The sequence below is a fragment of the Helicobacter valdiviensis genome (assembly GCF_003245365.1).
In the GTDB taxonomy this organism is placed as follows: domain Bacteria; phylum Campylobacterota; class Campylobacteria; order Campylobacterales; family Helicobacteraceae; genus Helicobacter_D; species Helicobacter_D valdiviensis.
Genome location: NZ_NBIU01000008.1, coordinates 31,693 through 55,053, shown reverse-complemented (window position 1 = coordinate 55,053; position 23,361 = coordinate 31,693). Strand labels below are relative to the sequence as shown.

Below are 23,361 nucleotides of genomic sequence, written 5' to 3'. Positions count from 1 at the left end.
CAAAAATTAAGGAATGCAAATGGAGCGACCAGCAATTAACAAACAAGCAGTAGCAAAGTTTTTTGAAGAATGCAAGGCAAATGAAGTAGAATTTATAGACTTTAGATTTACAGATATTAAAGGGGTTTGGCATCATCTCTCCTTTAGTGCAAGCAGTATAGATGAAAGTAGTTTTGAAGGGATTCCTTTTGATGGAAGTTCCATTCACGCATGGCAACCAGTAAATAAATCTGATATGATTTTAATCCCAGATCCAGTAAGATATTTCATAGATCCCTTCACAGCAGATACTACAATGGTAGTATTCTGTGATGTTTGGGATATTTATAAAAATGAACCTTATGAAAAATGCCCTAGAAGCATAGTTAAAAAGGCTATGCAACATCTAAAAGACACTGGGATTGGAGATGTAGCTTATTTTGGTCCTGAGAATGAGTTTTTTGTTTTTGATTCTATTAAAATGAAAGATTCTGTAAACTGTCAATATTATGAGATTGACACAGAAGAAGGCGAATGGAATAGGACAAAAGAGTATGAGGGAGTCAATCTTGGACATAGACCAGGGCTTAAGGGTGGATATTTCCCAGTAGCACCCGTTGATAGCATGGTTGATATTAGAGCAGAAATGGTAAAAGTGCTAAACCAAGTTGGATTAGAAACTTTTGTAGTCCATCATGAAGTAGCACAAGGTCAAGGCGAAATTGGTATTAAATTTGGCGATATGCTTGAAGCTGCTGATAATGTCCAAAAACTAAAATATGTAGTAAAAATGGTAGCTCACCTAAATGGCAAAACTGCTACCTTTATGCCAAAACCCCTCTATAATGATAATGGAAGCGGAATGCATACACATATTAGCATTTGGAAAGAGGGCAAAAATCTTTTTGCAGGTGATTCTTATGAAGGAATGAGTGAGCTATCTTTACATTTCTTAGGCGGTGTATTAAAACACGCTAGAGGATTAGCCGCTTTTACAAACGCTTCTACAAACTCTTATAAAAGACTAATTCCAGGTTTTGAAGCACCAAGCATTCTTACATATTCTGCACAAAATAGAAGTGCAAGTATCAGAATCCCATACAACAGTGGCGAAAAAGCAAAAAGAATGGAATTTAGATTTCCAGATAGTTCAGCAAATCCTTATCTAGCATTCTCAGCACTACTTATGGCAGGACTTGATGGGATTAAAAACAAAACAAATCCAGGTGAGCCTATGGAAATGAATCTTTTTGAGTTACACTTAGATGAAATAAGGGAAAAAGGTATAAAACAACTTCCACATACTTTGCGTCACGCAGTAGAAGAAATGCTTCTTGATAGAACTTATTTAAAAGAAGGGAATGTATTTTCAGAAGAATTTATCCAAACATATAAAGCTTATAAATTTGAAACAGAAATTTGGCCTTGGGAAGCACGCCCACATCCATTTGAGTTTTTAACAACTTATAGTTGCTAAAATGGATAAAATCCTTTTAGTAGCATTAGGGGGTGCAATCGGTGCAAGTTTGCGCTTCCTTATAAGTGCCCTTTTATTACACTCTTTTCTTATTAAATTCAATCCTCTACATATATTATTCACACCCACAATGCTTATTAATATCTTAGGTTGCTTATGTATGGGTTTTTTGTTTTTTTATCTTAAAGATGGAGAAAATTTAAAGCTATTTTTAGTTATAGGAGTTTTAGGAGGTTTTACTACTTTTTCTTCTTTTGGAATGGAATTTTTTATTTTAATTCTTAATCAAAAAGCTACATTTGCAATTCTTTATGTTCTTTTGACAAATATTTTAGGATTATCTGCAGTATTTTTGGGAAGTTTTATAGCTAGATTAGTAGAATAGAAAACTATTCTACTACTGGAGTATGTGAGCTTCTTTTGTCTTCACCAATATCATCTCTAAAGGCTTGACCATCTACAACAGCATCCCATACAATACAGCCCTCTGTTGGACAAGCATCCGCACAGGCTGGAGCATCATTATGTCCTACACATTCTACACATTTATCATTATATACAAAATATGCACCATCGTTGTTTGGGCTATCATCATCATCAACAATCGCCTCTACAGGACATTCATCAATGCAAGCACCACATGCAATACAAATATCAGTAATTTTAACAGACATAGTTTCTCCTTAAAATTTTGAAATAACTCTTAAGTATATAGAAAGGTTAGTAAAACAAAGCTTTAAAATAAAATTTTTGCAAAAACTTTATCGCTTTTTCTACAAAATTCTTAGCCAAAAAGAAAATAATTCATTTTTTACACAATCCTTTAAGTAGAATTTTCATATAATTAAAAAATTTTTTCACAATTTTTATTAATAAAAGGAAAACTATGTATAAAATCATCGCATCTTGCTTTTTGGCATTTCTTGCTATATTTGGATTAAGTGCTTGTAATAATGACAACAAACTTACAATGGCAACAGCAGCAGAGTTTCCACCTTTTGAATACAAAGAAGGAGAGGCTTTTAAGGGGATAGATATTGAGATTGCTCAAGAAATCGCTAAAAGACTTGGAAAAACTCTTGAAATTAAAGATATGGAATTTGATTCTGTAGTTAGTGCTATAAGCAGTGGAAATGCAGACTTTGGAGCAAGCGGACTAACCATTAATGAAAATAGATCTAAAGTGATTAATTTTTCTAACTCTTATTATAATGCTGCTCAAGTAGTAATTATTAAAGAAGATAATGAAAAACTAAAAGCAGTAGGAAAAGATGCTAAAGCACTTTTTGAAGCAATTGATGCGCAAAAAGGCATTAAAATAGGCGTTGCAACTGGGACAACAGGTTCTTTTTATGCAAACGGCGATAAAGATTGGGGCTTTATAGGATTTAAAAATGCAGAAGTCAAAAACTTTGTAAATGGATCTTTGGCTGTAAGTGCTTTAATGAATAATCAAGTAGAAATTGTAATCTTAGATGAAGCACCTGCTAATATTTTATCCAAAGCAAATGCAGGAACACAAGTTTTAGAAGCTTTTCTCACTGAAGAAAAATATGGAATAGGTGTAAATAAAAACAATACTGCTCTTTTAGAAGATATCAATAAAGCTCTAGATTCTATGAAGCAAGATGGCACACTAGATACAATTATTAAAAAGTATTTTTAGGAAAAGATTTTGGGAGAAAAGTTAGAGATTTTTTATAACCAACTCATTACCAAAGGCGGTTATAATCTAGTCTTAGAGGGCATATTAGTTACACTTCTTTTAGCAATTTTAGGATTGCTTATAGGAGTTGTGATTGGAACTTTAGTAGCAATTTTAAATGCTAAAGAAGAAAAAAATACATTTGAAAAAGCCTTGGTTTTTATCTGCAAACTTTATGTAGGCTTTTTTAGAGGCACCCCCATTGTGGTGCAACTTTTATTTTTATATTTTGTGATTTTACCACTTTTAGGACTTGCAGGTTCAAGTGCCTTAATTGTAGCGGTTTGTATTTTTGGGCTTAATAGCGGTGCGTATGTTAGCGAGATTATGAGAAGCGGGATCTTAAGTGTAGATAATGGACAAAATGAAGCAGCAAGAGCTTTAGGGCTAAATTCTAAGCAAAGTATGCGTTTTGTTGTGTTTCCACAAGCACTTAAAAACGCGCTTCCAAACTTAGGCAATGAATTTATCACACTTTTAAAAGAAACTTCAGTTGCAAACTATGTAACCGTGCATGATTTAACCTATGCGTTTAGAACTATAGGAAGTGCTAGTTATGAATATATGGTGCCCTATTTCTTCTTAGCACTTTGCTATTTAATTCTTGTGCTTATAGCTAGTTATTTTGTAAAAATTTTAGAAGGGAAACTGCGTAAAAGTGATAAACATTAAAAATCTAGTTAAAAAATTTAATGGAAAAGTCGTTTTAAACTCTATTAATGCGGAATTTAAAAAGGGAGAAAAAGTTGTCATCATAGGACCTAGTGGCAGTGGAAAAAGCACATTTCTAAGATGTCTTAACCTCCTAGAAAAGCCTGATGGTGGAGAAATTTGGCTAGATGGCAAACGCATTTCAAATCTAAGCTTAGAACTCTACCCAAGCCTTCAAGGCTTAAATGGTAGTGCCTTAAAAAAAGAAATCCAAAAACTAGATAAAAGAGATCTTATAGATATTAATGAAGCTAGAAGTAGAATGGGAATGGTATTCCAACATTTCAATCTTTTTAACAATCTAAATGTTTTAGAAAACATCACCCTAGCTCCTATCAAACTTAAAAAAGCTACTCCCAAAGAAGCCCTAGAAATCGCTGAAGCACTTTTAGATAAAATAGGACTTTATGATAAAAAAAACGAATACCCCTCACGCCTAAGTGGCGGACAAAAACAAAGAATTGCCATTGCAAGGGCTTTAGCAATGAAGCCTGAAGTTATGCTATATGATGAGCCCACAAGTGCATTAGATCCTGAAATGGTGGGGGGAGTTTTAGAGCTAATGAAAAGCTTAGCAATGGAGGGAATGAGTATGATTTGCGTAACGCATGAAATGGGATTTGCTAAAGAAGTAGCTACTAGAGTGCTTTTTATGGAGGGTGGAAATATCCTAGAAGATGAAGAACCTAAAGCTTTTTTTGAAAATCCAAAAAGTGAGAGATTAAAATACTTTTTAAGTCATATTAGGCATTAATTTTGCAAATTCTTTATTAAAATATTTTGCAAAATTTCTAGATTTGCTACCATTTTATCTGCTTTAATATTTAGAAATAAATCCCACTTTATACATATGCAGTTTTACTTTTTATGGTATTTGGTTACTCTTTTGGATTGCCACACTCCGCTACGCTCGGTTCTGACGCGTTGGGCTGGATTGCGTTTGCCATTACAATGGTGCGTTAAATTACCCACAATATCAAATAATTTACATTAAAAGGCTTTAATGTTAAACTTCATACAATAAAATTTATTGGGAAGATTGGGACAGCCTTGTTTATCAAGGCTAGGATTCCCACTCTCCTTGAAGTAAATTTTATTATATAAAAGTGGTTTGTGTTAATTATGGACTGCTCCAAGCTAAAGGGATTTGCAATGACTAAGAGAGATTCTTTAGCTATCACCCTAACAAAATTAAGAATATTTTTAACACTTTTAGAAAATAGATACTTTAATTTACACTTATGAAAGATTTAGATTATAGGCTTTTGTGTAAGATATATCAGCCTTATATTGTATAAATTATTGCCAAATTTATCTTGATTTTTTGCTATCTTGTTGTATTGTAATTTATCATACTATAAAAGCTCAATTAATGAAAAATTGCAATTTTATCCCTATTGATTTAAAACTTATAAAAGAAAAGAACATTTTAGATCTTTCAATAAAAATCCTTGCATATTTTATCTAAGTATAGAACTTGAAATGCAAAATCTATCAATTTAAAATCAAAAGGGATATAGCTTTTAAATCTTATTCTTTATACCATTCCTAAGAGTGTAAATAGTAAGCTAAAATTTAGATTAGATTATAAAGGCTAGTATTACACAAGTTATACGTTTTTTCATAAAAGTAGCAAAATTTTTAGTTCTCTTTGGAGTGAGTATCATAAAATTTTATAAATTTAATGAAAATATACAAAAAGATAAGATGGAGTTTGAAGAGAATCTAAACTATCGCCCAAAAGCAATAAATATGCTAAATGTATTTTGTATCATCTATTGGTTTTAAGGATTTTATTTTACAAATCAATAGAAGTGGTTTGTGTGCCAATCTTTACTCTATTTAAAATACAAGATAAATTTTTGTTAGACATTAATATTAATCATGCTATTTGCAATGGCTATCATATAGCAAAATTTATAAAATCTTTGCAAGAAAACATCAATACTTTAAAAACTCTAAAGCCAATCTTTAAAAAATCTTTTTATACCCACAAAATCCTATAAATTCTTTTTACTACTATCTTATTTGATACTCTTTAAAATCATCAAGTTCTGCACCGCTAAAACAATATTGCAATATTCTATATTTAAAAATTCTTCTTATATAAATTTTTATTTTATTTTTAATCCATAACACTCTATAATTAGATTTTAATTTTACCTTTGGAAATTATTATGATTTACCCGCCTACACTCATCTATCCAAGCCCCCTTTTGCCAAAACCTCCTTGTAGCTTTAAACCTTATGGCATACGCATTCCCAAGCTTGATTTACAAACAAATGTTACCCCAAAAGCCATTGTAATTTTTGTAGGAGGATTTTGCGATACGATTATGCGAGCCGTTTTTGATAGCTTTTTAGAATTCAATAATCCAGACTGCATTAAACTCTATGCAAGTTTTAATTCTTTAGAGCTTTTTACCTCATGGCTACCACAACTAACTACTTTAAATCTACCTATATTTGTAATTTCTCATTCATGGGGAGCTAACAATTTCTACCACGCCCTAAAAGCTCTAAATGATAAACAAGCTTTAAATAACAACGCTTTAGAACTTCTTATTACACTTGATCCTGTTGGCTATAAAACCCCAAATCTTAGACCAAATTCCATAAAACTATGGGAAAATATCTACATTACAAACAAAACCCATTATCTTTGTAGGCAAAATATTATGGCACTCATCGGACATTCTTGGAATGCATGTAATTTTGCTGATAATAATCTAATGCTTAGCAAACCAAACCACCATGCAAGCATTAAAGAAATGCTAGAAATCTCTAGCTTTAATGAGAAGCTAAACAAAATTTTATATTAACATTTTTTGGATATTTGCAATGCAAGCTTTTAGTTTGCCCTCATCAATCCTCTCAAAATTCTTGCTTTTTATATCTTCTTCCTTAATGACAAACAATACCATAGAAGTAATCTTGCCAAATAAAATTTGCTTTAAATCATCATTATACTGCACTCTTTGCTTTGTCTCATTACTAAATCCATAATGCCCACCTCCATGATATTCTATCACACATACAGGCTTTCCCCTTGCCAAACCTTTTTTGTGTGTAATGAGAAAATCACAATAAAAATCCCCAAAACCTTTCCAAGCCTCACTTTTTGCACTTAAAAATGCCTTATAAGAAACTTGAGGACTAACCATATATTCCTCTTTAAATACATTGCATAGCTCATAATAAATAATATACTCATCTTTATTCATTAATTTTTTTGGTTTTATTGTGTCACTACTTATATACTCTAATCGCTCACTAAACTTATATTCTGGCTTTGCTCGTTGCTGTTGCTCTTTTTGTTCTTTTTGCTCCCAATATTCCCTGCTCCTTTGCCTTTTTTGTTCATATGAGTGTCTTTCTAAAAGGCGTGCCACCTTATAAACCACAAAACAACACACACATAAAATAACGATTCCCACAATTTCTTTTTCCATTTTTAAGCCTTTGAAACTTTTATAGCTTTTTCTTTTCTTGCATCATCTTTTTTGTATGCTCTAGTCGCTCACGCAAAATTTTTTCTTGCATTTGCCTTTTAGCTTGTGCTTGTGCTTCTTGCTCTGCTAAGTGTTTTTGTGCTTTATGCCTTTCTTTTTCCTCTTTCATCTTTTTTGCAAAACGCACCATTTTATACACAAAAAATGCACCTATACATACAACAATAGCAATTTCCATATTCTCTCCATTTATAAAATTTCTTTTTCTAATGCGCTTAAAATCTTATCGGCTTCTTTTTGATTATCTCTTAGTGATTTTAGAATCTCGCCCACTTCACGCAAAGTTTTCTCTTCCTTTACATTGGGATTTTTAGCACTTAGATCATAGTTTCTAGCTCTTAAGCTTTCAAGGCTCACTAGATAAGAGCAAGGAGTGATTTTTCTCTCCTTATAGCATTCTAAAAATTCCTTAAAATGCGTATATTCTAAAGGCTTATTTTTGGTGAGTTTATAAGGTGGGATAAGTTCATAATAATACACGCTAGAATCCTCCCCATCACAAATACACCTAAGCCCTTTGGAGAAAAATAGCACATTAGTCTTTACCGCACTATAGGGCAAAAACACTCCACTAGGCAGACTTAGCACGCATTCTAAATTATAATTCTCTACTAAATCTTGCTTCACACTCACAAAAGCATTGGAATTTTGAAACAGCACGCCTTCAGGCACAATAATCGCACATCTACCATTATTCTTTAGTGATTTTAAAATATGTTGTAAAAATAGAAGCTCCGTGGCATTTGAAGCCACTAAAAAATTATTTTGAATCTGCTCTTTTTCCTTACCTCCAAAGGGCGGATTTGCAAGGATTACTTCATATTTTTCACTTTCTGTTATATCTGTGATTTTCTTACTTAGCGTATTTGTCTTTATGATATTTGGGGATTTTATCTCATGCAAAATCATATTCATAACGCCCATAGCATAGCTTAGTGGCGTCTTTTCTTTTCCAAAGAGTGCATCTTTTTGCAAAAACTCTAGCTCGCTTGCACTTAAATTTGCTTTTTTCTTTGTATCCCTATCTTCGTATAAAATATGCAAAAAGCTCTCCACCAAAAAGCCACAACTCCCACATGCAGGATCATAGATTCTCTCTTTTACTTTAGGATCTATCACTTCTACCATAGCTTTAATCAATGCTCTTGGCGTGTAAAACTCCCCACTATTTCCCCCATCGCTCCCCATATCTTTAAGCAACTTTTCATACACATCACCTAGCGCAAACACATCACTTTCTTTATTAAAGCTTAGCTCATCTACGAGGTTTATTACTTCCCTTAGCGTGTGTCCGTTTGCCACTCTATTATCAATAAACTCAAAAATCCCGCCAATTTTATACTCTATGCTTTTAAAGTCCTCATTATTCTTAAAGCTTTTTAGATAGGGAAAAAGCTCGTTGTTCACAAAGCTAAGCAGATCACTGCCACTTAGTGCATTTTTCACATCTAGTTTGCCATCTCTCTTAGGTGCTGCCCATACTTTCCAGCTAAACTTAGAATCCAAAATACTTTTATAAGGCTTAGCCTCAAGCATAGAGATAGCCTCAAGCTCGCTTTCATAATCACTTAAAAATTTTAAAAACAATATCCAGCTAATCTGCTCACTATAGTGCATAGCACCGCTTATACCATCATCGCGTCTTAGTATGTCTGTGATTTTATCAATTTTGCTTTGCATTTAAAAAATTCCTTTCCTAAAAAGTCTTAAAAGTTCTCTATTTACATAATAATGATTTCTGCCTATTTTAATACATTCTAATATCTTTAAATTTTCGCAAGTTTTGAGGTATTTTGAAGCACTTTGCCTAGAAACACCCAATATTTGTGTTAAAAAATCTATCTTAGTATAAGGGTGAGTAAATAAAATTTCCACAAAATCTTTGCTATAAAAATTCGTTTTATTTTGCAATATTTCACCCACATCAAACATCATTTTTTCTATTATAGTAATAGTTTCAATCGTTTTTATAGCTGTCTGCTCTATACCCTTTAATATGTATTCTATCCATTCTATAATCGCTCCCTCATCACGCACTTTTTGCAAAAGCCTATAATATTCTTCTTTGTTTTTTACAATATAAGCACTTAAATACAAAATAGGTGCGTCCAAAAGTTCTTTATATACTAAATAAAGTATGTTGATAATCCTGCCTGTTCTGCCATTTCCATCATAAAATGGATGAATGCTTTCAAATTGATAATGGATAATTGCCATTTTCACCAAAACATCAAGCTCATCTAAACTATCATCATTAATATATTGCTCTAGATTACTCATAAGCTCTTGTATATCCCTTGGATTTTGTGGGGGTATATGCTTGATTTCTCCTGTGATAGGGTTTTTAAGCATTGTCCCACTTTGCTTTCTAAAACCTGCATTATTCCCCTCTAGTGTTTTTTGGATTTCTAAAATATGAGAATTACGCAATAATTTTTCCCTTTTTAAAAGCTCATAACCCTTTTTTAAAGCATTGCTATAATCTTTTACTTCTTTTGCTGCTCTTGTGAGTTTGCTTTCATCAATTTGGGATAAAAAGAGTTCATCATGTGTTGTGATGATGTTTTCTATCTCACTTGAATCTTTTGCTTCTTGCAAGATTAAAGCATTGATTAAAATATTTGGATTTGGGATAATTTTGCTTAGTCCATTTAGCTCTGCTAATTTTCTTGTAGCTTTAATGATGAGATTATAAATATGCGTATTTAACTCTATATTTAGCGGGAGTTTTGGCGGTATAAATTCTTTCATAATTTTTCCATATGTTAAAATTTCTAAAATTTTTTAACATTATAAAAGAATATGTTAAAAAAATCAAAAATTTTTAACATATCCAGCTTTTATGTTGAATTTTGGTAGATTTTTTAACATTATAACTTTCCACTAAAAGCCTCTTCTAGCAAGGATTTTTTAAGCTCTTCATAGTCTTTTAGTTGAGTGCTATAAAGCTCTTTTAGCTTTTTTATCTTAGCAAAGATAGAATCTAAATAATTTGCGATTTGCTCTTGTTCTTTTATATCCTTTGGGAGTGGGATTTGAATTTGTTTTAATTTATCTGTATTTATCCCGCTCTGTCCAATCCATTTATGGCATATTCTTTCAAAATATTTATTTTTCAACAATAAAACAAAATAAAACACAACTAGCTTTGAGTTATATTGATTAAATAACTTAATTTTTGTTATATGATTGCTAAAAGCATAATTGTAATTTTGTGTAACCAGTGCTGTTTTACCAACTAATTCTGTGCTGTTAGTATTATTAAATAAAATATCACCTTCTTCAATAAATGATTGTTGCTCTTTGATAAGTTCTTTTTTAACCTTCACTAAAGTATCAAAATTCAAACTGCCATCCGTTGCTATATTGTGTGTTCTTAAATGTATATATCCGTTTGGCATTTCATTGCTTTTATTAATAGCAAAACCGCTTTGAATTACACTTGCAATCTCACCTAAGCTTTTCCATTCCCAATTTTGTGGGATTTCAAAGGGTATTTTATTCTCTTGTATATTATTGTCTTTTTTATCGCAAAAAATCTTTTCCTCACCCCGCTCTAGAGTAAGGGGGATACTCCCCCTTAGAACCCCCGATTGCAGAAAAGCACTTTGCTTTTTTGCATTTTGGGGGGAGAGCCTCGCTGTATCCGCTTCTAGCTTCAAAAGAGCGGTGGCACTACTGCCACCTTTTTTCTCTTTTTTCGCACCACGAAGCGGGCGAGATTTAAGCGGTTGCGCATCGTGTGATTGATTAATTTTAGATACTTTGGCTATCGCCTCAGAATGACAATGAGAAATAGAATCTTTAGAATAAGGAGCGGTATATTTCAAAGGATTAAATGCCTTATCTAGCACACTTTGTGAAAGCTCCTCTAAGTATAAAAGATTTGCTTTTACTAGCTCTATGCTTTTATCAATACTAGCAAATGCAGAATCTAGAATCTTTACAATTCTTCTCTGCTCTTTTAGTGGCGGCAGTGGGATTTGCATATTATGTATTTGCTCTGTGCTTAAGTTTGGCTGTGCAGCACCAAAAGCCCTTGCAAGATTTTGCTCACTATTACAATATAAAAACCAAAAAATATACTTTCTTAAAATATCATTATTGATTCTTAATAAACCAACTCTTTGATTTAAATAAGCTTTCTCATTTAAGCTATATAATCCTATTTTACCAGTAGTAGCTCCACTCATAGCTATTAATATATCGTTTTTTTGTATCAAATAATCATCTAAATTATTTTTATAATTACTTGGATTACAAAAAACCAAATCATTTAAAACAATACTTTCATTTTGTATGTTTTTAATTCTTATAATGGGAATTCCCATATCACAAAATAAATTACTTTTAAATGCAAAACCATTTCTTAATTGAACAATATCGCCAAGCTTTTTAACTTCCCAACCCTGCGGTAAATTTGTCATTTTATTTTTCATGATCATATAGACTATAGTCATAATCAACACATACAAGATAAAAGGTGCTATTTTTTCTATACCCACAAGCTCTATATTCTTTAAAACGAAAAATATACATTGTTTTTTGATTTAATACATTAAAGGTTGTAGATATGTGTTGTTTTAGATTGCGTATGTTTTCAACTTTGAGAATCTCAAGTCCATAATTCATATCGCGTCTTAAATTATTAACTTCTTGCCAAGTTTTTTTACATAGATAATCAAAAAGCTTTAGCAATTCAGTATTATAATGCTTTTGATTTAATTCACTATATTTATCATGTTTACAAGTTAAGCATAATCCATATGTATTGCAATCGACATTCTTTTGAAAAGAAACTAATATAAAATCACTATCTGTTTCTACAATTTTTTTGGGATTAGTAAGACTTGAATCGGTATTTTTAATTTTCTTCTTCATCATCATCTTTTATATAGTTTTTGAAATATTTTTTTATTTTCTCTTTGGATATAATATTTTTTTCATCATTCATTTTATTTTTTTCATCATAGGTTTCAAGCCAAGGCGACTCATTATGTGTTTTTTCTCTGAGTTTCCAAGCAGAATATTGACCCATTAGCTCATAAACCTCATTAATAGTTTCTTTTTGCTCTGGAGATATATTCTTTAATTCCTGTTTATTAAGAATATTTTCTTTACTGGCAGGTATAGTATTGCCATTAAGGTTTTTAAAATGATCATAAACTTCTTTCACTACTGGTCCATGTTCCCAAGCCCTAATTTCTTCATCAAATAGTGGTTTATTGTAAAGAGCCGAATAGTATCCTTGTGAATAATACAACAACTTTTGTAGTTTTAATTTTGATAAGCTATTGCTTTCATCATCACTATTTTTTTGTTCATTTATAGCAATGAGATATTTTGCTACATCTATCGCTTTCATAATATTTCCCTTGTCTCACATTATGTTATTCTCTGTAATAGCTTGAATCTTAGCAAACTAATTATTAATTTTTTATTTACCTCTCATATATCTCTGTAATTCCTCTATACTACTTCTTAACATAGGGATTCCACCAAAGTCCTCTGCTATCTCATGTGCCTTGCCAAGTGAGCTAAACTCTAACAGGGAGTTAATATTATTGAAATTTGTAATTTTCCACCCCTGCGGCAAATTTGTCATTATGTTATTTTGCGTTTTTTAACTCTAAGAATTTATTTGCAAGCTTATCCATAAAAGTATATGAGCTTGTGTAATTATTGTTTTCAGCTTCTTTATTTGCTTTTTGGGCATTCTCGATAGCTGTGTCAAGATTTTTCCTTATAGTGTCTGTAAAATTATAATTTTTGGTATAATTTTTCATATATTTTTTTAAACATACATTGATTAATTCATTGCAAGGACTATTTGTGCCAAATATTTTTGTGGTGTATGTAAAATGCAAAAGTATCCAAAATTCAAAACAAGGATTTGAGATAATTACTTCAAAATTACATTGTTCACATTTTTCCCTTGCTTCATTAAAATTTGAATGTGTATCTTTGTCAAATACACAATAAACTTTATCATAAGAACAATCTTTATTTTTTTCTTCGGCAAACTCTACTATTTGCGAAGGGTCTGAATTTTTACTTGAGACGATATTTATACTTACATTGCTTAATCTAAAGAAATCCTTTAATTGATTTAAATATTTTTTTTCTGTTTTTTCACCCTCACACACGATGAGTATAACTTCATTTGTTTGCCGTGTTGGTTGTCTATTTCTTAAGCTTGTATTTCTTTTTTTATGTAAATCATCAGTGCCCATTATCATGTCCCATAGATGATAATATTTCTTTAAAATAAGGCAAAGCACCAAAACGCCCTAAAAGATAATCATTTTCTAAATTTGTTTTATCTTCTTTCTCTTCAAAATCACTCAAAGGATAAAGCTTAGTAGCTTTATTTTGCTTCTCACAAAACCAAATTTGATCTCTTCTGAAAATGTTTTGATTAAGTATTGAAGTTTCATGAGTAGCAAAAATGAGTTGTGCATTATTGTTGTTTAAATCTTTGTTATGAAAAAGATTTACTAAAAATTTTGTCATTAGAGGGTGCATATGTGTATGCAACTCATCAACTACGACAGTATATCCATTTTTTAAAGCGTCTATCCAAGGTCCAATTAGGTTGAAAAACTTTTTTGTTCCTTGCGATTCTGAAGTTTCCATATCAAAAGTTACTAGCTTGCCCTGCTGATTTGTATGAATAGTGTATATGTTTGTTTGTGTCAGCTTCACACCTTTGTCTAGGTCGGCTTGTATTGCCTGTCTGATTTCTTTTGGCAACATTGGAAGTCTGAGTTTATCCGCATCTAATTCTTGTTCTTCAAGATTAATATCTTCAATATCTAAATCAGCAATTTTTATATAATCTATGATTTTTTGCTTATCCTGTTTTAAAATATCGATTGTCACTCCTTTTCCATCACCCCATTTATATCACCACAAGTTACCCTAAGATTATTTAGAAAAAAATCAAACACAGGCTTCAAATGCTCACTATTCAACTGAATAGCCACAGATAAAAATAAAGCATTATCTCTAGTACTATCTTTCCATAAGTTTTTATAAATTTCATCAGCTAAAAATCGTTCCCCAAAAGAATAATTATATTTTTCTTCTTTTTTATTATAAATTCTTTCAAACCAATTTTGCTCAGTATCATTCTCATCAAAAGTGAAAAGCCATTCTTCTAAGATTTTTTCTGTATTTAGAGTAAAGCCATATTGATACTTTATACCATTCTGTATAAAAATAATTTCAAATTTTGTAGGTTTATTATCTTCATTTCCTAATAAAAAAGGTGTCACAGGTAATTTTCTTCCTCTTTGCCACCCAGCACTTAATACAACAATTTGTCTCATGATTGCTAGAGCCTTGATAATGTTTGACTTTCCAGAGGCGTTTGCACCATAAATCACACTGCTTTTTAGTAAGGTTAGTTTTTTATCATTATTTGTATGAGAATCTAAAAAGGTCTTATCGTTACTTGCAACCATGCTTAAAACTTGCTCATCTTGAATGGATAAAAAATTTTCCACTCTAAATTCTACTAACATATTTTTACCTCTAAAAGTGTGTTATTGATATATTTTAAATGGATATTCTAACAAAAAATCTCAAATTTATACTTAAAAATACTTCACACCCCATATATCTCCCTCTGCAATTCCTCTATACTACTTCTTAACATAGGGATTCCACCAAAGTCCTCTGCTATCTCATGTGCCTTGCCAAGTGAGCTAAGTTCTAGCAATATGCTAAGATTGTTAAAATCATTAATCCCATGCTCTTCATAATATCCAAGCAAAAATTCTATAAGCTTTATCGCCCTTTCTTTGTGGAATTTTGCCAAAAAGCCACTATTTTTCACACTTAGCACCCGCTCACTGCGTGAGACTATCTCGCTATTAAAGCTAATATGAGCCAAAATATCATAAATATCACAATCTTGTCTTTCAAAAATCTCTTTTAGATTCTCTAGCACTTCACTATCTATACCTTCATGTGCAAGGCTTTGTAAGAAAGCATCTCTATTCTCTGCATTACTCCACATCTCTTTTAGTTTCTTTTCATCATCATAGAAGCTACCAAGCTTACCGATTAGAAATTCTAAAAACTCTTTTGTGCCTAGTGGTTTGCCATCTCCTCCTATGTAGCGCGTCTGTATATCTAGCACTTTTAGCTTTGTGCCTTTTAGGTGGATTGTTACCTTTTCTTTTGGAGGAGTGTCGCCACTTTTTCCACCGCCTTTCTTGCTCTCTGTTGTAGGTTTAGAATCTCCCTCATCATCTCCGCTTATAATATTGCTTTCCCCATCCCATTTTGGATCATAAAAGAGCTTTGTAACCCCAAAGAAATCTAAGATTGTAAAAAAGTCCTTACCTTCATAAATCCTTGTGCCCCGTCCTATAATCTGCTTAAACTCTATCATCGAGCCTATATTTGCTAAAAGCACGATATTTCGCACATTTCTAGCATCTACGCCAGTTGTTAGCATTTTGGAGCTTGTAAGAATTACAGGATAGCTTTTATCATTATCTTGAAAGGCTTTTAGATAATTTAGTCCTATAACCCCCTCATCACTTGTAACCCTCACACAATAATCATCTCTATTTGTCTTCTTAAACTTATCAATAGCCACTTTTATCGCACTTGCATGGGCTTGATTAGCACAAAAGATAATTGTTTTATCCATAGGATTAATAAGCTCTAGAATCTTTTTAGCGATAAATTCATTGTATTTTGGAAGTGTGATAGTGCGCTCAAACTCACCTAGCTCATAATGACCCTTTTCTAGCTCTCCTTGCACTAAATCATCAGGATTATAAGTATAGCCATCATGCAAAGTTGTGGTGATACGCTTGACTTTATAAGGAGTTAAAAAGCCATCTTCTATGCCACTTTTTAGACTATATTCATACACTGCATTGCCAAAATATTTGTAAGTATCTACATTATCACTTCTCTTTGGCGTGGCAGTAAGCCCCAAATGCACCGCACCCTTAAAATACTCTAGCACAGCCCTCCAGCTACCCTCATCATTTGCCCCGCCTCTGTGGCACTCATCAATAATAATCAAATCAAAAAAATCCTTAGGATATTGCAAATAAAACTTACTTTCTTCCTGCTCTTTTGTATCTGCTTCAATTTTGTTACTAAATGCACTACTTAGGCTCTGATAGATTCCAAAAAACACATCACCACTTGTAGGCACTCTGCCTCCATTTTTCTTTAGCTCCTCTGCACTAATCTCCTTGCAATCATCCTCTATTGGGTTAAACTCACTTAGAGCTTGATTACACAAAGTGATACGATCGCAAAGAAATAAAATCTTTGGTTTTCTATTAACATTCTCTAAATTCCACCTAGCTTCAAGGAGGCGATAGCAGAGTGCAAAGGCTATGGTAGTCTTACCTGTGCCAGTAGCTAGAGTAAGCAAGATTCTGTTTTTATTATTAATTAGGGCTTGTATCACCTTATCTACTGCGATTTTTTGATAGTAGCGTAACTTTTTGTGGGATATAGAGCTCTTTTTGGGTTAGGAGCTTATGTTGCCACTCTAAAAGATTTCCAAAAGTCCTAGCAAATAAAATCTGTGGGCTTGGGAATTCTTCTACATATTCACCCCTTGAATGTAGCATATCATATTCAAAAATCTTATCACCATTTGTCGCATAGACAAAGCGGATATTTAAGATTTTGGCATATTCTATGGCTTGAGATAGCCCAGAGAGAGAATCTTTATAAAGACTTTTAGCTTCAATAATAGCTAAATTATTATTTTGAAAGCTAAGCAGATAATCTGCAATTTTTTTCACCCCTCTTTTGCCACCAAGCAGCTTTCTACCATCTGTAAAACAATGCTCTCTCTTTATACAATCCCCACTCCAATTAGAATTTTTTAGCTTTGTATCAATAAATTTTGCTCTTGTATCTGCTTCTGTAAATTGCATTTGTCCCTACTAACTCCCAAAAATTTTCATTATAATAAATTTTTATATTTTTGTCTATATAATTGCATAGGCTTGTTTAAAAGGAGTATAAATGGGAGAGTTGGCATTAAGCATCATTATCTTTTTAAATATTATTATTTGGCTAGCACTCATTTATGGAGGTTATAAAATTTATAATCGTTTAAGCACAAATAAAAGCACACACCAAACACACCCTATCTCACAAAAAATTTTAATTTTCTCCAAAAAAGCTTTTATTTCTTTATTTATTTTAGGAGCTTTTTTAAATGCAGGTTATGCAATTTTTACTTCTATACAGACAAATTTACTAGAAGCATTTGAAATCTTTTTATCCTATACACTATTTTTAGCAATTTTTTGTGGTTTGCTCTTTTTAGGAATGGTATTTATCTCATCTATTTTAAATCTTATATTATTTTGCAAAGGCGGAAAAATAGTAGCAATTTTACTAACCATCATTAGCTTTTTATCTCTTTTAAGCGGTGCAATAGCAAGCTTTTATGTAAGCAGTGGGATACCTTTATTTTTTGGAATCTTTTTAGGATTTTTAATTTTTTATTTTTGTGGATTCTTGTATATTAAGTTTTTTAAAATATTAAAGTGAAACACCACCAAAAAAGGTGGCATTATTTTAAGATAAAGAGTTTATTTTCTCCATCTTGATAAGAAAGAATGTTGATTTTTCCATCTTTAAAGAAAAGGCTTCTTGCATTTGTAATTTCACTTGGATATGCAACGCTTTTAATCACTTCTTCTTTTATAGGATCCATTACCACAATTACATTATGGTTTTTGCTTAGTGCATAAAGCTTCCCATCTCTATAAGCCATAGAAGTAATATATAAATCTCCTAAAGTTTTGCCCTCTTTTAAATTTGCACTTGGGATAAATTCACCTGAAAGCACTCTATCTTTTAAAGAAATTTTAGAAATTACAAAAGTTTTCTTATCTTTATTGTTTGGAACGGTTGCTAGATAGAGGTATTTGCCATCACTAGCACTGCTAGCTACATGGTTAAATTTTGCTCTTACAGTATCAATTCTTCCACGACCTAAGCCCTCGCCTTGTCCTTCAAACTTATCTGCTCCGCTTATAAAATCTGCATATTGTAGCACTTCATCTGCGTTAGGATTTTTCTTAAATCTTAAGAAAGATTTATTAGAACCCATAAGAATAAATTTATCTTCTTGATAAGGAGTAATACCTACAATAGGATCAATAGTCGCTGAAAAATAAGGATCTAATACAAAGCTTTCTTTTTGTGCGAAATTATCATCTAAAAATGCCACATCCCATTTAGAGCTTACTACATATTCTCCTCTAATATAGTCCATTGTATTGATAGGTTTAGCAAAATCTACTTTGCTTTGTGTGTCAATCTCTAAGCTTTCATCAATTTTTGCAAAAGGAGCATTATTGCTATCATTATCAAAAGTAATGCCTAATTTTTCAGCATTAGGAGCAAAAGCATAATCAGGAGCTTTTACATCACGCTTACCTAAGAATGAAAAACTTTGCCAAGTTCCTTTCCAATTATCTGTGCTCCAAATGATATATTTTGGATTTAAACTAAATCTAACTGGATCGCTTTGCCCTACAAATGGAGGAACACCTGTGCTTACAAAAGCTTGGAACACATTTGAAGCCACCACAATAGTGCTAATTAATACTGCAGCAAAGCTAAATTTTGTGAATTTTCTATATTTTTCTTCACCTATTTCTTCATCAAATGCTTTAAATCTAGGAGCAAAAGCAAAAATCACACCCAAAATCAAAACAACAGCCCAAAAAACAACTTCCGCCCAAAAATAAGTATGGATACCAAATACTGCTAAACCAAATCCTTGATCTAAGTCCCTATGTGCGTGATTTCCAAAATGTGCAAAAGACTGATAAAGACCGATTGCTGTCATAATAAGCAATGCTGCAAGATATTTACCTTTCATCCCATAGCGAACGATAAAAAGTGCCATAACACCAATAAAAATCATTGCCTCTCTTTGTCCCCAACAAAGTGTGCAAGGGCTATCTCCTAGCATATAACCAAATACAAAGTTTGCAATTCCAACAGGCAATAAAATAATTAAAAAACCTGCTAAACACATCAATGTGTAAAAATTTTTCGTCTTATTAATCTCATTCATAGCTATAAACTCTCCTCATTATAGATTAATCATTGTTAAAAATGCACTAGATTTATGCCCAATATAATAAAACACCATAATAAACCAAGCTACCATTACTAAGCCAAAAGCCAATTTCTCTTTTTCGGGTTTTTTAATAATTAATATTAATGCAATTAATACTAATAAAAGCTCTAAAAACTCCATTCCTTTTCTCCTTTAGTTTGAAATAAAACATTAATTATATTAAATTAAAACAAAATTATCTATAAAATTTTTGCCATAAAAAAACAATTTCAAAATATTAAGGTATAATTCTATTATAAAAAGGAAAAGTAGCTTTATCTTCTATAAGAAATTCTAGCAACTTAATAAACCTTTTTAAATTCAAAAAATAGTTAAGGAGTAGAAGATGTTAAAGAAGGCGCTTTCTCTATCATTAGTTTTATGTGGTTCCCTATTTGCAGCAGATAATTTATTTGAAGTTACACCCCAAGTTGGTGGAAATTTTCATATTAGCAATGATAAATTTAAAAATAATGCAGATTTGACTTATGGACTAAAGTTTGCTAATCGTGTAACCCCAGGAGTTTTAGTAGAAGTAGGTTATGAAAGATTAGATAATGTAGATTATAGCCACGCTCATTATGATACAGATGTGAATCGTTTTTATATGAATGTAGTTAAAGAATTTGAAGTATGGAATAAAGTATCTCCATACATCTTGGGTGGTTTTGGTTATGAGCATATTAGTGATAGTTTATATAGCGTAGATAGTGCTATTTTTGGTCAATATGGTGTAGGTCTTAGATGGGAAGCATTTGAAAATCTTCATTTAAAAACAGAATTAAGACATTTAATAAGCTTTGATGGAAGAAGTGATGTAGTTGCAATGCTAGGCTTTAGTATTCCATTTGGAAAATTCCAAAAAGAAGAACCGCAAGTTAGCATAGCACCTAGCAAACCTGAAGTAGCACCTGCTCCTACACTTTCACATATCCATACTTTTTCTGTGCAATTCCCTTTTGATTCCACTGCAATCAATCCACAATATGATGCAGAAATCAAAGATTTTGCAGAATATTTAAAAAATAATCCAAACCAAACTGCAACTATTAGCGGACACACCGATAGCACAGGTGCAAAAGGCTACAATCAAAAACTTTCTGAAAGAAGAGCAACTGCGGTTAAAAATAGAATTATTGAGCATGGCATAGATGCAAAAAGACTTGATGCTAAAGGTTATGGAGATAGCAAGCCTGTCGCTACAAACGCTACCAAAGAAGGAAGAGCAAAAAATAGAAGAGTAGAAGCAGAAGTTTATAACGCTAATTAATTTTAGGAGGAGGGACAATGCGTCCAATCATCAAACAAGATGTGGCAATTTATGCACCACAAGTTGATTTAGAAATGAAACAAGCAAAGGATGTTTGTGAAATTTTAATCTCTAATAGTGCAACCATTAGAAGCCTATCTTTAAAAGCTGTGTATTTTTCTTTTGAAAATATTGAAAAATTTGATGAAGGGGCTGTTATTTTAATAGCCAAAGCCCTCCTTGCTATGCAAAACAAAGTAGGCGTTATGGTTGCGTTTATCGGTTATGATGATAAACAATTCCAAAAGCTAAAAGTGCTTTTTCCAAATAAAAGTTTGCCACTTTTTAGGACAGAAACTATGGCAAATATCTTGCTAGGAGTTAAACTCCCTGCTTTTAATCAAACCATCATTTATTATGATACAGATCAAATTATGCAAACTCTTATTTCTCAAGAGCTAGATGCTAAGGGTGCTAATGTTATCTGCACACATACTCCACAAGACTTTATGGAGAAAAAAAGAGAATATTTAGAAAAAGCACTTTATCTTTATGATATTTATTTTGATGTAACAGGAAATTTTATTCCCGTTAATATTTCAAATGGTGTTGTTGTTTATACACTTGGGAAAAAAGTAGATAAAAGCATTTCATTTTCTTTTAACACTCAAGCCCACAATTCAAGATTACGCGAAGGCTATAGAGCTTTTATTTTTAATGCAAGTGATACAAAGGAATTTAACCTTGCTGTTTTAGATTTCATCATGTCCTTAGCACTTAATAATGCTAGATTTGACGCTTATATTGCAATTTGCGGACTTAAGAGCAATATTGACAAAGATAAACTTTGCTTATGCTACCGTAGCCATATCGTATTTTTTGATAGCATTGAAGAATGTATTAAAGATACTAAATTCTTAGAACTTGCAAAAAGCTACCAACAAAAAGAAAAAAATCGCAAAGGACTTACTAAACATCTTGTAGCACAACTACCTATTTTTATTAATGCTTCTATTGAAACCCTCTCTTCTTTAACAGGAGGTGAAGCCAAAAAAACAGATTATAAGGTAACCCCTTATGTAAAAACCAACGAACAAGATATTATGGGTGCTATGATTAGCTTTGAAGGAGATATTACAGGTGTTGTCGCCCTCTCCTTTGCAAAATCACTTGTCAAAGAAGCTTCTATGATGCTACTTGGGGAAGAATGCCAAAGCGATGAAGAATTGCTAGATGTAATTTCTGAATTTACCAATATCATCGCAGGACGCTCTAAAGCCATACTAGCCGAGCATCATATTTCTATTTCTATTTCCTTGCCTAAAGCTTGTAAAAATGAAGATATGATTGTAAAAATGCTAGAAGGTAAGCAAGGGGTGCAAATCAATCTTCTTTTAAACAATAAACCTTTAATTTTATTTTTGGCTCATTAAAAATCTCTCTAAAATTACACTTGCTGCTAGGCTATCTAAACTCCCATCTTTCTTTCTCTCTTTTTTACTACCAGCCATTTTAGAAAGTGCTTCATGAGAACTAAAAGACTCATCTACATAAACCACTTTTATATCCTCATCAAGCTCTAAAAGCTTTACAAAATGATAAATTCTTCTACACATCTCTTCATTGTCTTTTGGAACCCCACATACAAGAATTCTCGCACCCTCTTTTAAAATACATTCTCTAACCTCACAGGCTGCTTGATTACGATTATGTCTAATAATGGGCTTTAAAGGCAAAACAATCCCCAAAGCACTCTTAGCAAGTCCAATTCTTTTTAACCCAACATCAATAGCAACAATATTTTGTTTATTTATTTCCATATCACATAAATCCTACCATTTTTACGCTCTATTTTCCCCTCTAGCTCATATTCATATAAAATCTCTCCATATTGCTTCAAGGCCTCTTCAAAAAGTGGATTTATCTTGCAAAACTCTAAAATCTCATCTTCTTCTTTTAAAGTATCTAAAGCTTTCTTTTCTTCTCCAAAATATTTTGCCAAAAACAAATCAATATCATAAATAGCTTCCGCTTCCCCATTTTGCAAAAGCCTATTAGTTTCCTTACTTTCTCCAATCCTATGAGGAGGAACAAAAATCTTCTTACCCAATTTTAACGCATAAGCTGCACTACTACTAGATCCACTTTTCAAATCTGCCTCTGGAATAATCACACATTCCCCAAAGCTAACCACCAATTTATTGCGTTCTAAAAAGGAATATTCTCTAGGTTTATAAGGTGGATCAAATTGACTAAAAGCTAGGGCATTTTCATAAATTTTTTGAATACTTTTTTGATTGTATTTTGGGTAAATAATATCTAAAGAGGATGGAGAAACCATGATGGTATTTGGATAGGCACTATTATGTGCGATAATATCAATCCCCAAAGCCCCTCCGCTCACCACTACCACTCCCAAACTAGAAAGCTTAGAGGCTATCTCTTGAGTAAAACTCTGTGCATAAACACTAGGTTTTCTCGTGCCTAAAATTGTAATTTTTCTTTTTTTTAAAAGCTCTAAATTACCTTTATAATAAAGATTTTTTAATGCTAGTTCTTCTAGCTCTTGTGGAATCTTTTCACATTTTTGCAAAT

At 32.0% G+C, this 23,361-nt stretch carries 26 protein-coding genes and 1 pseudogene; 10 read left to right on the top strand and 17 right to left on the bottom strand.

From position 1 onward, the window contains the following. Positions 1-19: 19 nt before the first annotated feature. Together glnA and crcB are read left to right on the top strand one after the other, a co-directional pair. Positions 20-1,456, top strand: a complete 1,437-nt coding sequence (glnA, locus tag B6S12_RS04285; RefSeq protein ID WP_111229576.1) for a type I glutamate--ammonia ligase — start codon at positions 20-22, stop codon at positions 1,454-1,456. 1 nt (position 1,457) lies between these two features. Further along, the gene (gene crcB, locus B6S12_RS04280; RefSeq protein WP_111229575.1) at positions 1,458-1,841 is read left to right on the top strand and encodes a fluoride efflux transporter CrcB; all 384 of its coding nucleotides are present in this window, start codon (positions 1,458-1,460) and stop codon (positions 1,839-1,841) included. Positions 1,842-1,845: 4 nt separating this feature from the next. Here crcB and B6S12_RS04275 read toward each other — a convergent pair whose 3' ends face one another. Further along, complete coding sequence (locus B6S12_RS04275; RefSeq protein WP_111229574.1) at positions 1,846-2,130, bottom strand: DUF362 domain-containing protein; 285 nt, start codon at positions 2,128-2,130, stop codon at positions 1,846-1,848. Between the two features lie 212 nt (positions 2,131-2,342). Between B6S12_RS04275 and B6S12_RS04270 the strand changes: the two genes are divergently transcribed. The 5 genes from B6S12_RS04270 (at position 2,343) to B6S12_RS04250 (ending at position 6,694) form a co-directional block, all read left to right on the top strand. Further along, a complete protein-coding gene (locus B6S12_RS04270) occupies positions 2,343-3,122 on the top strand; it encodes an ABC transporter substrate-binding protein (protein ID WP_111229573.1) in 780 nt (259 codons plus the stop codon). A 9-nt stretch (positions 3,123-3,131) separates the two neighbouring features. Then, complete coding sequence (locus tag B6S12_RS04265; RefSeq protein ID WP_245892521.1) at positions 3,132-3,833, top strand: amino acid ABC transporter permease; 702 nt, start codon at positions 3,132-3,134, stop codon at positions 3,831-3,833. After that, complete coding sequence (locus tag B6S12_RS04260; RefSeq protein ID WP_111229571.1) at positions 3,820-4,626, top strand: amino acid ABC transporter ATP-binding protein; 807 nt, start codon at positions 3,820-3,822, stop codon at positions 4,624-4,626. The genes B6S12_RS04265 and B6S12_RS04260 overlap by 14 nt, the downstream gene beginning before the upstream one ends. Before the next feature lie 1,060 nt (positions 4,627-5,686). After that, positions 5,687-5,878 (top strand): CatA-like O-acetyltransferase, encoded by a 192-nt coding sequence (locus B6S12_RS11805; protein WP_425454656.1) that lies wholly within the window; start codon positions 5,687-5,689, stop codon positions 5,876-5,878. Positions 5,879-6,049: 171 nt separating this feature from the next. Beyond that, positions 6,050-6,694: a hypothetical protein gene (locus B6S12_RS04250; RefSeq protein WP_111229569.1), complete on the top strand. Its 645-nt coding sequence runs from the start codon at positions 6,050-6,052 to the stop codon at positions 6,692-6,694. Here the strand turns inward: B6S12_RS04250 and B6S12_RS04245 are convergent. The 12 genes and pseudogenes from B6S12_RS04245 to B6S12_RS11795 all read right to left on the bottom strand — a co-directional run bounded on the left by B6S12_RS04245 (position 6,686) and on the right by B6S12_RS11795 (position 17,307). Beyond that, positions 6,686-7,324, bottom strand: coding sequence for a DUF2726 domain-containing protein (locus B6S12_RS04245; RefSeq protein WP_111229568.1), 639 nt, complete (start codon positions 7,322-7,324; stop codon positions 6,686-6,688). The genes B6S12_RS04250 and B6S12_RS04245 overlap by 9 nt on opposite strands. 19 nt (positions 7,325-7,343) lie before the next feature. Further along, the gene (locus B6S12_RS04240; protein WP_111229567.1) at positions 7,344-7,562 is read right to left on the bottom strand and encodes a hypothetical protein; all 219 of its coding nucleotides are present in this window, start codon (positions 7,560-7,562) and stop codon (positions 7,344-7,346) included. Positions 7,563-7,573: 11 nt separating this feature from the next. Next, positions 7,574-9,064, bottom strand: coding sequence for a type I restriction-modification system subunit M (locus tag B6S12_RS04235; RefSeq protein ID WP_111229566.1), 1,491 nt, complete (start codon positions 9,062-9,064; stop codon positions 7,574-7,576). Further along, positions 9,065-10,135, bottom strand: coding sequence for a Fic family protein (locus tag B6S12_RS04230; RefSeq protein WP_111229565.1), 1,071 nt, complete (start codon positions 10,133-10,135; stop codon positions 9,065-9,067). Between the two features lie 119 nt (positions 10,136-10,254). Then, positions 10,255-11,811 carry a restriction endonuclease subunit S gene (locus B6S12_RS04225; RefSeq protein ID WP_245892520.1) on the bottom strand — a complete coding sequence of 519 codons (1,557 nt, stop codon included), beginning with the start codon at positions 11,809-11,811 and terminating at the stop codon, positions 10,255-10,257. 1 nt (position 11,812) lies between these two features. Next, the gene (locus tag B6S12_RS04220) at positions 11,813-12,268 is read right to left on the bottom strand and encodes a hypothetical protein (protein WP_146239342.1); all 456 of its coding nucleotides are present in this window, start codon (positions 12,266-12,268) and stop codon (positions 11,813-11,815) included. After that, complete coding sequence (locus tag B6S12_RS04215) at positions 12,249-12,749, bottom strand: Panacea domain-containing protein (protein WP_111229562.1); 501 nt, start codon at positions 12,747-12,749, stop codon at positions 12,249-12,251. The genes B6S12_RS04220 and B6S12_RS04215 overlap by 20 nt, the downstream gene beginning before the upstream one ends. Before the next feature lie 72 nt (positions 12,750-12,821). Then, positions 12,822-12,989 (bottom strand): hypothetical protein, encoded by a 168-nt coding sequence (locus B6S12_RS11050; RefSeq protein WP_181450949.1) that lies wholly within the window; start codon positions 12,987-12,989, stop codon positions 12,822-12,824. Positions 12,990-12,993: 4 nt separating this feature from the next. Continuing rightward, on the bottom strand, positions 12,994-13,617 hold the full coding sequence (locus B6S12_RS04210; RefSeq protein ID WP_111229561.1) for an RloB family protein: 624 nt from the start codon (positions 13,615-13,617) through the stop codon (positions 12,994-12,996). Continuing rightward, positions 13,607-14,910 (bottom strand): annotated as a pseudogene (locus B6S12_RS11800) (AAA family ATPase). Before B6S12_RS11800 ends, B6S12_RS04210 begins: the two are co-directional and overlap by 11 nt. An 83-nt stretch (positions 14,911-14,993) precedes the next feature. Continuing rightward, positions 14,994-16,829, bottom strand: coding sequence for an EcoAI/FtnUII family type I restriction enzme subunit R (gene hsdR / locus B6S12_RS04200; RefSeq protein ID WP_425454655.1), 1,836 nt, complete (start codon positions 16,827-16,829; stop codon positions 14,994-14,996). A gap of 1 nt (position 16,830) precedes the next feature. After that, positions 16,831-17,307: a hypothetical protein gene (locus tag B6S12_RS11795; protein ID WP_425454654.1), complete on the bottom strand. Its 477-nt coding sequence runs from the start codon at positions 17,305-17,307 to the stop codon at positions 16,831-16,833. A gap of 91 nt (positions 17,308-17,398) precedes the next feature. On the opposite strand from B6S12_RS11795, the gene B6S12_RS04195 reads away from it, so the two are divergent. Then, the gene (locus B6S12_RS04195) at positions 17,399-17,932 is read left to right on the top strand and encodes a hypothetical protein (RefSeq protein WP_111229560.1); all 534 of its coding nucleotides are present in this window, start codon (positions 17,399-17,401) and stop codon (positions 17,930-17,932) included. 22 nt (positions 17,933-17,954) lie between these two features. On the opposite strand, the gene dsbI is transcribed toward B6S12_RS04195, so the two are convergent. Together dsbI and dba are read right to left on the bottom strand one after the other, a co-directional pair. Continuing rightward, positions 17,955-19,472: a disulfide bond formation protein DsbI gene (gene dsbI / locus B6S12_RS04190; RefSeq protein WP_111229559.1), complete on the bottom strand. Its 1,518-nt coding sequence runs from the start codon at positions 19,470-19,472 to the stop codon at positions 17,955-17,957. A gap of 18 nt (positions 19,473-19,490) precedes the next feature. Beyond that, positions 19,491-19,658, bottom strand: coding sequence for a disulfide bond formation protein Dba (dba, locus tag B6S12_RS04185; RefSeq protein WP_111229558.1), 168 nt, complete (start codon positions 19,656-19,658; stop codon positions 19,491-19,493). A 205-nt stretch (positions 19,659-19,863) separates the two neighbouring features. Here dba and B6S12_RS04180 point away from each other — a divergent pair, with 205 nt between their 5' ends. Both B6S12_RS04180 and B6S12_RS04175 read left to right on the top strand, forming a co-directional pair. After that, on the top strand, positions 19,864-20,787 hold the full coding sequence (locus B6S12_RS04180; RefSeq protein ID WP_111229557.1) for an OmpA family protein: 924 nt from the start codon (positions 19,864-19,866) through the stop codon (positions 20,785-20,787). A 17-nt stretch (positions 20,788-20,804) separates the two neighbouring features. Further along, on the top strand, positions 20,805-22,199 hold the full coding sequence (locus B6S12_RS04175) for a chemotaxis protein CheX (protein WP_111229556.1): 1,395 nt from the start codon (positions 20,805-20,807) through the stop codon (positions 22,197-22,199). Here the strand turns inward: B6S12_RS04175 and ruvX are convergent. Further along, positions 22,182-22,586 carry a Holliday junction resolvase RuvX gene (ruvX, locus tag B6S12_RS04170; RefSeq protein WP_111229555.1) on the bottom strand — a complete coding sequence of 135 codons (405 nt, stop codon included), beginning with the start codon at positions 22,584-22,586 and terminating at the stop codon, positions 22,182-22,184. The genes B6S12_RS04175 and ruvX overlap by 18 nt on opposite strands. Further along, a complete protein-coding gene (locus tag B6S12_RS04165) occupies positions 22,577-23,359 on the bottom strand; it encodes a DNA-processing protein DprA (protein WP_111229554.1) in 783 nt (260 codons plus the stop codon). Before B6S12_RS04165 ends, ruvX begins: the two co-directional genes overlap by 10 nt. Positions 23,360-23,361: the final 2 nt, after the last annotated feature.

Coding starts and splice junctions, on each gene's coding strand:
- B6S12_RS04245 (WP_111229568.1), bottom strand. CDS start 7,324: ATGGAAAAAGAAATTGTGGGAATCGTTATTTTATGTGTGTGTTGTTTT.
- B6S12_RS04175 (WP_111229556.1), top strand. CDS start 20,805: ATGCGTCCAATCATCAAACAAGATGTGGCAATTTATGCACCACAAGTT.
- B6S12_RS04195 (WP_111229560.1), top strand. CDS start 17,399: ATGGGAGAGTTGGCATTAAGCATCATTATCTTTTTAAATATTATTATT.
- B6S12_RS04250 (WP_111229569.1), top strand. CDS start 6,050: ATGATTTACCCGCCTACACTCATCTATCCAAGCCCCCTTTTGCCAAAA.
- ruvX (WP_111229555.1), bottom strand. CDS start 22,586: ATGGAAATAAATAAACAAAATATTGTTGCTATTGATGTTGGGTTAAAA.
- B6S12_RS04240 (WP_111229567.1), bottom strand. CDS start 7,562: ATGGAAATTGCTATTGTTGTATGTATAGGTGCATTTTTTGTGTATAAA.
- B6S12_RS04230 (WP_111229565.1), bottom strand. CDS start 10,135: ATGAAAGAATTTATACCGCCAAAACTCCCGCTAAATATAGAGTTAAAT.
- dsbI (WP_111229559.1), bottom strand. CDS start 19,472: ATGAATGAGATTAATAAGACGAAAAATTTTTACACATTGATGTGTTTA.
- B6S12_RS04215 (WP_111229562.1), bottom strand. CDS start 12,749: ATGAAAGCGATAGATGTAGCAAAATATCTCATTGCTATAAATGAACAA.
- dba (WP_111229558.1), bottom strand. CDS start 19,658: ATGGAGTTTTTAGAGCTTTTATTAGTATTAATTGCATTAATATTAATT.
- B6S12_RS04210 (WP_111229561.1), bottom strand. CDS start 13,617: ATGGGCACTGATGATTTACATAAAAAAAGAAATACAAGCTTAAGAAAT.
- glnA (WP_111229576.1), top strand. CDS start 20: ATGGAGCGACCAGCAATTAACAAACAAGCAGTAGCAAAGTTTTTTGAA.
- B6S12_RS04180 (WP_111229557.1), top strand. CDS start 19,864: ATGTTAAAGAAGGCGCTTTCTCTATCATTAGTTTTATGTGGTTCCCTA.
- B6S12_RS04220 (WP_146239342.1), bottom strand. CDS start 12,268: ATGATGAAGAAGAAAATTAAAAATACCGATTCAAGTCTTACTAATCCC.
- B6S12_RS04270 (WP_111229573.1), top strand. CDS start 2,343: ATGTATAAAATCATCGCATCTTGCTTTTTGGCATTTCTTGCTATATTT.
- B6S12_RS04275 (WP_111229574.1), bottom strand. CDS start 2,130: ATGTCTGTTAAAATTACTGATATTTGTATTGCATGTGGTGCTTGCATT.
- crcB (WP_111229575.1), top strand. CDS start 1,458: ATGGATAAAATCCTTTTAGTAGCATTAGGGGGTGCAATCGGTGCAAGT.
- B6S12_RS04235 (WP_111229566.1), bottom strand. CDS start 9,064: ATGCAAAGCAAAATTGATAAAATCACAGACATACTAAGACGCGATGAT.
- B6S12_RS04225 (WP_245892520.1), bottom strand. CDS start 11,811: ATGACAAATTTACCGCAGGGTTGGGAAGTTAAAAAGCTTGGCGATATT.
- B6S12_RS11795 (WP_425454654.1), bottom strand. CDS start 17,307: ATGCAATTTACAGAAGCAGATACAAGAGCAAAATTTATTGATACAAAG.
- B6S12_RS11050 (WP_181450949.1), bottom strand. CDS start 12,989: ATGACAAATTTGCCGCAGGGGTGGAAAATTACAAATTTCAATAATATT.